The organism is Parasphingorhabdus sp. (genome assembly GCF_036964675.1).
In the GTDB taxonomy this organism is placed as follows: Bacteria; Pseudomonadota; Alphaproteobacteria; order Sphingomonadales; family Sphingomonadaceae; genus Parasphingorhabdus.
In genome coordinates this window covers 31,094-38,449 of the sequence record NZ_JBALTF010000018.1, presented here as the reverse complement: position 1 = coordinate 38,449, position 7,356 = coordinate 31,094, and the positions used below count along the sequence as shown (strand labels likewise).

The window sequence follows — 7,356 nt, the reverse complement described above, 5'->3', positions numbered from 1 at the left end:
GGATTGATGGCGGATATCGACGCCGTAAGCAGAAGTATCCTGGCTGATCACCAGCAGTTCCTTGGTGCCCGCCTCGACCAGCTTCTCCGCTTCGCGCAGGATCGCATCGGGACGGCGGGACACAAGGTCGCCGCGCAGGCTCGGGATGATGCAGAAGGAACAGCGATGGTTGCAGCCTTCGCTGATCTTGAGATAGCTGTAATGGCGCGGCGTGAGCTTGAGGCCCGCTTCGGGAACGAGATCGACGAACGCACCGCGCGCCGCCGGGGCCGCAGCGTGGACCGCAGTGACCACGTCTTCGTATTGATGCGCGCCGGTGACGGCGAGCACATCGGGGAAGCGCTTCATGATCAGGTCGGCTTCATTGCCCATGCAGCCGGTAACGATCACCCGGCCATTCTCGGCCATCGCTTCGCCAATCGCCTCCAGGCTCTCCTCCTTGGCGCTGTCAAGGAAACCGCAGGTGTTGACCAGCACAACGTCGGCGCCGGCATAATCCGGCGACAGATCATAGCCGTCCGAGCGCAGCTGCGTCAGAATCCGTTCGCTGTCGACCAATGCCTTGGGACAGCCGAGCGATACCATGCCCACTTTGGGCGGAGAAGGAATTTGGGTTGCCATATGGCGCGGCCTTTAGGCGTGTTTTGCAGGCGAGTCATCAAAAGATCGTTGTCATGGCGTTGTTCGCCCGCTTCGTGCCCCGGCGCAGGCCGGGGGCCATCCCGGAACCATCGCTCGCTTCACCCTGATCGCGAGGTGCAGGCAGCCGCCATTCGACTCCGCCCCAATTGCCGAAACCGCCCGATTTCGCTATGCAAACGACCCCGGCGAAGACCGGAAAAAATCAGGAGGAGGATCACATGAACATATTCGATGTTAACTGGATCGCAGTGGTTGTCGCCGCGCTGGCCGGCTTTCTGGTCGGCGGCATCTGGTACGGGCCGGTGATGGGCAAGACATGGATGGGCGCGGTCGGCCTGACCGAGGAGCAGATCAAAGAGGGCAGCATGGGCAAGATTTACGGCGGCGCCTTCGCCTTCAGCCTGGTCGCCTCGTGGACGCTGGCCCATACCTTCGCGACCTATGCGATCGATCTCGATTTTGCCACCAAGGTGCTGACCGCCTTTGGCATCGCGCTCGGCTTCATCGTTCCGGCGATCGGCACCAACTATCTGTTCTCGCAAAAGAACAAGACGCTGTTCTTCGTCGACGCCGGCTACTGGCTGCTCTTCTATACGGCGATGGGCGTGGTCCACGCCTGGTTTGGCTAGGCTGCTCCGGCGAGCGTATCGGCGATGATCCGCCAGACCCTGGGGTTGAAGCCAAGGCCAAGATGCCCGCCATCGACGCGGATATTGCGCGCCTGCGGATTGTAGATGTCCCGCGCAACATCGGGGCCGACGATGCCGTCGCGATTGGAATAGAGCACGGTCAGCGGCTGATCGAAGCCGATGCTGTTGCGCTCATGGACGTCGCGCTCGAACTGGTCGAGCTTGATATTGGCGGATTTGGCGTAGCGCTGGCCCGGCGTGGTATATTTGGGACCGCCGATGATCGGCGTGCCCATGGTGATCAGCTCGCGCACCAGATGCGGCGATTGCCGGGCGGTTTCGCGGGCGATGATGCCGCCCAGCGACCAGCCGATCAGGGTGAACGCCTGTCCGCCATTCTCCGCGAACCGGGCTTCGGCGACCGCGGTAAAACGGTCGACATCGCGGTCGACCGAACCCCGGTTGCGGCCGAGCGACCAGTCGGCGACATCATAGTTGATCCGCCCCAGAAAGGCTTCCAGCGGGCGCATCGACAATTCGCTGCCGCCATAGCCGGGGATCAGATAGACCGGCCGGCCATCGCCGCGCGGTGCCGTGACCAGCCGTGGCCATTGCAGGCCGAAGCGGAGCAGGTCGAGCGGCAGCGACAATTCGCCCAGCTGCGCCAGTCTGTGGGGTGGGCTAAGCCCGGTGGGCATCGGTATCGGGTCGGCCATCAGCAAGCTCCATCAACGAGCCACCAGAATAGCAGTCTATCTCGCGGGTGCAACATGAACCATGGAACAGGCCAAATCAGGCGTTTGCCGTTGACCGTTTCTCCGCCCCGTTGCCCGGCATGATCTCGACAATGATATCGCCAGCCTCCAGCATGCTCGCTTCCTCTTCCCAGAAACCGAATACCGCATCACCGCGATAGATCCGCACGCCAAGGCCCGAGCCGACAACCTCGCTCATCGCCATCCCGACTTCGTCCTCGGTCACCGACCGCTGGACCAGTTTCACCCGGCCGGTGGCGGAAGCAAGATCGCTGAGATAGTCGGAAATCTTGGCCCCTTCGCAACTGCCGGCGAGCAGCAGCCCGGCAAAGCTGACCGGATTGATGACCGTCGTCGCCCCGGCCTGCCGCGCCAGCAGTTCATTGTCCGCCGCCTTGATCGATACGCTGATCGGCAAATGATAGGCGAGATGCCGGGCGGTAAGCACGATCAATATGCTGGTGTCATCGCGCCCGGCCGACACAATCATCGAACGGGCCCGCGATATTTTGACATTCATCAGCGCATTGTCGCGCGTAGCATCACCATTGATCACCGCGCAGCCGAGCTTCTCAGCTTGCGCCAAGGCATCATCAGACGAATCAATCACGACAATTTCTTCCGGGTTGGTGCCGCGCGCGAGCAGCTCCTGCACAGCTTCACTGCCGCTCGTGCCAAAGCCGGCGATCACGATATGGTCATGCAAATTGCTTTGAATCAGTTTCATGCGCCAATTGTCCCAGGTTCGTTTGAAAACAAAATTATAGGCCGTGCCGACAAAGATTAACACGACGAAGATGCGAATAGGAGTCACAACCAGGGCATCAAACATCCGCGCCCGTTCAGTGACCGGAGCGATGTCGCCATAGCCGGTGGTGGTAATCGAGATCATCGTGAAATAGATAACGTCCAGAAAGCTGACATCACCGTCATAGCTGTCCTGCAGGCCATTGCGGTCGAAATAATGCACCGCCACGGCCATGCCGATGAGCGCGAGAACGAACGTGACCCGCCATGCAATATCGGCCCAGACCGGAAGGCTTGAACGCCGCCGGAGGGTAAAATAGTCGGAAATTTTACGGTTGCTGCTGCCTGCCATGGCCGGTTCAGCCGCGTTTCGGCAGATGGATGTTCGGATCGACCGGCTTGCGATCCTTGCGGATTTCGAAATGCAGTTGCGGTTCCTGCACATAGCCGCTTTCACCGGCGAGGCCGATAACCTCGCCCGCCTTGACCTTCTGGCCGCGTGTCACATTAAGCTTGTCGGCATGACCATAAGCGGTGACCCAGCCGGACCCATGGTTGATCAATATCAGCCCACCGAATACGCCGATTTCGTCCCCGCTATAGGCGATCACCCCGTCGGCCGATGCGCGGATTGGCGTGCCGCTGGGGACGCCAATGTTAAGGCCATCATTGACCTTGCCGCCTCCTTTGCTGCCAAAATTGGAAATGACTTTGCCATCCACCGGCCACTGGAACCGTCCGGAGAAGCCCACCGGTGTCGCGATCGTTGCATTGGGCGTTATGGCTTTCCGCCAATCGGAGGGCTCTCTAGCGGCCGCACCATCGGCCAGTGCTGGCTGGCTGCCAGTAACAATATCGTCAATCTCCAGATCAAAGGCGGCGGCGCGTTGTTCTATACTCAAACTGGCCGGATCGCTGGGTGCGGTGGCAGGCAGCAGCAGCTTCTGACCCACACGCAAAATATAGGGTTCTTCCAGTGCGTTCAAGGCCACCACTTCGCGCCATGGCGCGCCATAGGCACGGGCGATCGCGATGCCGGTCTCACCCGCATTGACCGCGTGATAGCGCCCGCCGGTTATTTTCAGTCGCTGGCCGGGATGTATGACATAGGGATCAACCAATCCGTTGGCCGACGCAATGACTTGCGATCCCGCGCCAGTCTTGTTGGCAATCCCGCGCAACGTGTCCCCAGGCTGCACGATATATGTGCCTGATTCCACCCGTTGGGCATTGGCCGTGACGGGGCGTGCTTGCCAAGTCGAAGGCGGCGCCTGCTCGGGTGCTGTGCTGAGAACCAAAGGGTCGGCACGCAACTGAGGCTGAGCTGCCGGCGGGGCATAGTCATCGTGGCCCGGAGGGATGCAGGCGGTGACAGCCATGAGCAATATCAGGATCGCAATATGACGCATATATGACCCCATTAACCAACTCTTCCCCTCACGGGATTGCTAATAGCAGCAAAAGCGCAGCTTGCCAGCCCCGCTGACCAAAACATAGCATATTCACGAGCGTAGCGGCTCGTGATCAGCGGTAAAGTTTCTTCAGACCGTCCATAGAATCATAATGGGTAAGATCCAGGTGGAGCGGTGTGATCGAGACAAAGCCGTCGGCGATCGCTTCCAGATCGGTGCTATGCGCCGGCGTTTCCACCATCGGTCCAAGACCGAACCAGTGATATTCAAAACCGCGCGGATCGCGGTTACTGACGATCTGCAACCGGCCATAGTCGCGGATGCCCTGCGATACGACCTGCACGCCCTTTACTTCGCTCGCCGGGAGCGCCGGAAAGTTGATGTTTACCAGCGTTCGGTGATCCATCCGTTCCTTGATCAGAGGCCGCAGCACGCGTTCACCCCATTGCACAGCGGCATCAAACGGCACATCAGCACCCATATCTCCCCGCGCATAGGCCTGACTGAGCGCGATCGACGGGATTCCCGCCAAAGCACCTTCCATCGCAGCCGACACCGTGCCCGAATAGGTGACATCTTCGCCCAGATTTGCACCGCGATTAACGCCGGACAGGATCAGGTCGGGCGGGCCGTCTTTCATGATCTTGGCGACCGCCATCATCACGCTGTCGGTTGGTGTACCATCAACTGAATATTGCTGGTCGCCCCGCTTGCGGATGCGCAGTGGCCGAGTGATTGTCAGCGAGTGGCCAGCGCCCGAATTCTCGTCGGACGGCGCAACAATCCAGATATCGTTGGAAAAATGCGATGCGATATCGAGCAGGATTTTCATCCCCGGCGCATCAAAACCATCATCATTGGTCAGCAGTATCCGCATCACGTTGGCTCCAGTTTGTCGATGCCACCCATATAGGGCAGCAATGCCGGCGGAATTGTGACCGAACCATCCGCCTGCTGATAATTTTCGAGCACCGCCACCAATGTACGACCCACGGCAAGCCCCGAACCGTTCAGCGTGTGGACAAATCTTGTCCCCTTTTCTTCGCCCTCGGGCCGGAAACGAGCATTCATCCGCCGCGCCTGATAGTCGCCGCAGGTCGAAACGCTCGAAATCTCGCGATAGGTGTTCTGCCCCGGAAGCCAGACTTCCAGATCATATGTTTTACGAGCCGTAGCGCCCATGTCTCCCGCGCACAGCAGCATTTTGCGATAGGGCAGTTCCAGCGCCTTGAGGATCGATTCCGCGGCTTCGGTCATCCGCAGATGTTCGGCATCACTGTTGTCAGGATGGCAGATCGTCACCATTTCAACTTTCTCAAACTGGTGCTGACGGATCAGACCTTTCGTATCCTTGCCGGCAGAGCCAGCTTCGCTGCGGAAACAGGGGGTAAGTGCGGTCAATCGGATCGGTAGTTGCGCTTCATCCAATATCTGCCCGCTTACGCTGTTGGTCAGACTGACCTCTGCGGTCGGAATCAACCAGCGACCATCGGTAGTCTGGAACGAATCCTCGGAAAACTTTGGGAGCTGACCGGTGCCAAACATGGCTTGCTCGCGCACCAGCACCGGCGGCGCGCATTCCTGATAGCCATTTGTCATCGTCTGCTGATCGAGCATATATTGGCCGATCGCTCGCTGCAACCGGGCCATCTGCCCACGCAGGAAGGCAAAGCGCGAACCGGACATGGCCGCTGCCGTTTCAAAATCCAGCCCCAGCGCCGGCCCGATATCGCTATGCTCTTTCGGATCAAAATCAAAGTTACGCGGTTCGCCCCAGCGTTCAACCTCAACATTACCGTCTTCATCTGTGCCGGGCGGGACGCCGTCGGCCGGCAGATTCGGCAGCGCAGCCAGAACATCCTGCAATCGGCCTGAAACTTCCCGTTCATTTTCTTCGATCTCGGGCATTTTGCTTTTCAGCTCGGCGACTTCCGCCATCAACGCCTGCGCCGTTTCTTCGTCACCCTGGCTCTTGGCTTTCCCGATCGCCTTGGACGCCTCGTTGCGACGCGCCTGACCGTCCTGCATCTGGGTTTTCAACGCGCGGCTCTGCTCATCCAGCGCCAGGATATTATGCGCCGCAGCTTCCACCCCACGCCTTGCTAGCGCAGCGTCAAATTCTTCCGGATTTTCGCGAATATATTTTATATCATGCATAGCAAACGCCTATGCCGACCGTCTGTTTCACTTGCAAGACTGCAAAGAAAAAAGCGGCCAGATTACTCCAGCCGCTTTTTGGACGATTTTACTTCGAGCGCCTTAGGCGGCAATTAGTTTTTTCGACTTGCGGCGACGGGCAAACAGGGCCGCTGCTGCTGCACCGAAAAGCAGGACAACTGGTGGTGCCGGGACATCCGTACCACCGGTTGAGCCGCCGGTACTGCCACCTGAAGAAGAGCTGGAGCTGCTGCTCGAGGAACTGGAGCTGGAGGAACTGCTCGAAGACCCGCTTGACGTGCCACCAAAGCTTGAGGAACCGCCCGTCGCACCCGACGAACTGCTGGTGGAACTGCCACCCGAACTCGAGGAAGACGAACCGGAACTGCCAGAAGAGCCCGTGCTACCCGAGGAACCATATCCACCAGAGGAGCTGTGGTCCGGTTTGCCGCCACTGGATCCAGAAGAACTGGATGAACTGCTCGAGGAGCTGCTGGATGAGCTGGACGAAGAAGAGCTGCTGCCGCCAGTGGACGTGCTGGTGGAGCCACCGCTAGTCGAGCTGCCACCAGAAGACGTGCTTGTTGATCCGCCGCTGCTGGTCGAGGAAATTACTACACTGCCGCCGCCGGAGCTACCGCCGAAAAAGCCGCCGAAAAAGCCGCCGCTGCTGCCGCCATATCCGCCGCTGCCACCAATCACGACCGGGATTGAGCCGCCACTACTACTAATAGGCGGGGCGGGTGGAATATAGGGAGGCAGAGGAATCGCTTGTGGCGCTGGGGTCTGAGCAATTGTGACCACTGTCGGTTGGCAAGCCGTCACCGTTTTGGTTACGGTCCGCCGCGTACGTTTTATCTTGCGGGCAGGCTCACCCTTCCTGACCGTACGGGCCCGAACTGGATTTTTTTTGGAGAGTTTCTTGACATAAGGGGCTGTTGGCGCTTCTGAAACATGGACCGCGCCGCCGCCAATCAAGGCCCCGCCGCAAGTGCAGGCGCATAATTTTGCCAA

The 7,356-nt window shown here is 59.4% G+C and carries 8 protein-coding genes; 2 read left to right on the top strand and 6 right to left on the bottom strand.

The features are described 5' to 3' along the window. Positions 1–621: radical SAM protein (locus tag V7665_RS05210; protein WP_335663480.1), on the bottom strand; the 621-nt coding region annotated here is incomplete at its 3' end. Positions 622–860: 239 nt separating this feature from the next. Here V7665_RS05210 and V7665_RS05205 point away from each other — a divergent pair. Further along, the gene (locus tag V7665_RS05205) at positions 861–1,271 is read left to right on the top strand and encodes a DUF1761 domain-containing protein (RefSeq protein WP_335663479.1); all 411 of its coding nucleotides are present in this window, start codon (positions 861–863) and stop codon (positions 1,269–1,271) included. On the opposite strand, the gene V7665_RS05200 is transcribed toward V7665_RS05205, so the two are convergent. The 5 genes from V7665_RS05200 to serS form a co-directional block, all read right to left on the bottom strand. After that, positions 1,268–1,987, bottom strand: coding sequence for an esterase/lipase family protein (locus V7665_RS05200; protein ID WP_335663478.1), 720 nt, complete (start codon positions 1,985–1,987; stop codon positions 1,268–1,270). The two genes, V7665_RS05205 and V7665_RS05200, sit on opposite strands and share 4 nt — an antisense overlap. Before the next feature lie 76 nt (positions 1,988–2,063). Beyond that, the gene (locus V7665_RS05195) at positions 2,064–3,125 is read right to left on the bottom strand and encodes a potassium channel family protein (protein ID WP_335663477.1); all 1,062 of its coding nucleotides are present in this window, start codon (positions 3,123–3,125) and stop codon (positions 2,064–2,066) included. Between the two features lie 7 nt (positions 3,126–3,132). Further along, the gene (locus V7665_RS05190) at positions 3,133–4,182 is read right to left on the bottom strand and encodes a M23 family metallopeptidase (RefSeq protein ID WP_335663476.1); all 1,050 of its coding nucleotides are present in this window, start codon (positions 4,180–4,182) and stop codon (positions 3,133–3,135) included. Positions 4,183–4,297: 115 nt separating this feature from the next. Continuing rightward, complete coding sequence (gene surE, locus V7665_RS05185) at positions 4,298–5,062, bottom strand: 5'/3'-nucleotidase SurE (protein ID WP_335663481.1); 765 nt, start codon at positions 5,060–5,062, stop codon at positions 4,298–4,300. Next, complete coding sequence (gene serS / locus V7665_RS05180; RefSeq protein WP_335663475.1) at positions 5,062–6,342, bottom strand: serine--tRNA ligase; 1,281 nt, start codon at positions 6,340–6,342, stop codon at positions 5,062–5,064. Before serS ends, surE begins: the two co-directional genes overlap by 1 nt. Positions 6,343–6,469: 127 nt before the next feature. Here serS and V7665_RS05175 point away from each other — a divergent pair, with 127 nt between their 5' ends. Then, the gene (locus tag V7665_RS05175) at positions 6,470–7,096 is read left to right on the top strand and encodes a hypothetical protein (protein ID WP_335663474.1); all 627 of its coding nucleotides are present in this window, start codon (positions 6,470–6,472) and stop codon (positions 7,094–7,096) included. The last annotated feature ends 260 nt before the right edge of the window (positions 7,097–7,356 follow it).

Bases quoted from the DNA above. Each gene is read 5' to 3' on its own strand.
- surE (WP_335663481.1), bottom strand. From the start codon at position 5,062: ATGCGGATACTGCTGACCAATGATGATGGTTTTGATGCGCCGGGGATG.
- V7665_RS05205 (WP_335663479.1), top strand. From the start codon at position 861: ATGAACATATTCGATGTTAACTGGATCGCAGTGGTTGTCGCCGCGCTG.
- V7665_RS05195 (WP_335663477.1), bottom strand. From the start codon at position 3,125: ATGGCAGGCAGCAGCAACCGTAAAATTTCCGACTATTTTACCCTCCGG.
- V7665_RS05200 (WP_335663478.1), bottom strand. From the start codon at position 1,987: ATGGCCGACCCGATACCGATGCCCACCGGGCTTAGCCCACCCCACAGA.
- V7665_RS05190 (WP_335663476.1), bottom strand. From the start codon at position 4,182: ATGCGTCATATTGCGATCCTGATATTGCTCATGGCTGTCACCGCCTGC.
- serS (WP_335663475.1), bottom strand. From the start codon at position 6,342: ATGCATGATATAAAATATATTCGCGAAAATCCGGAAGAATTTGACGCT.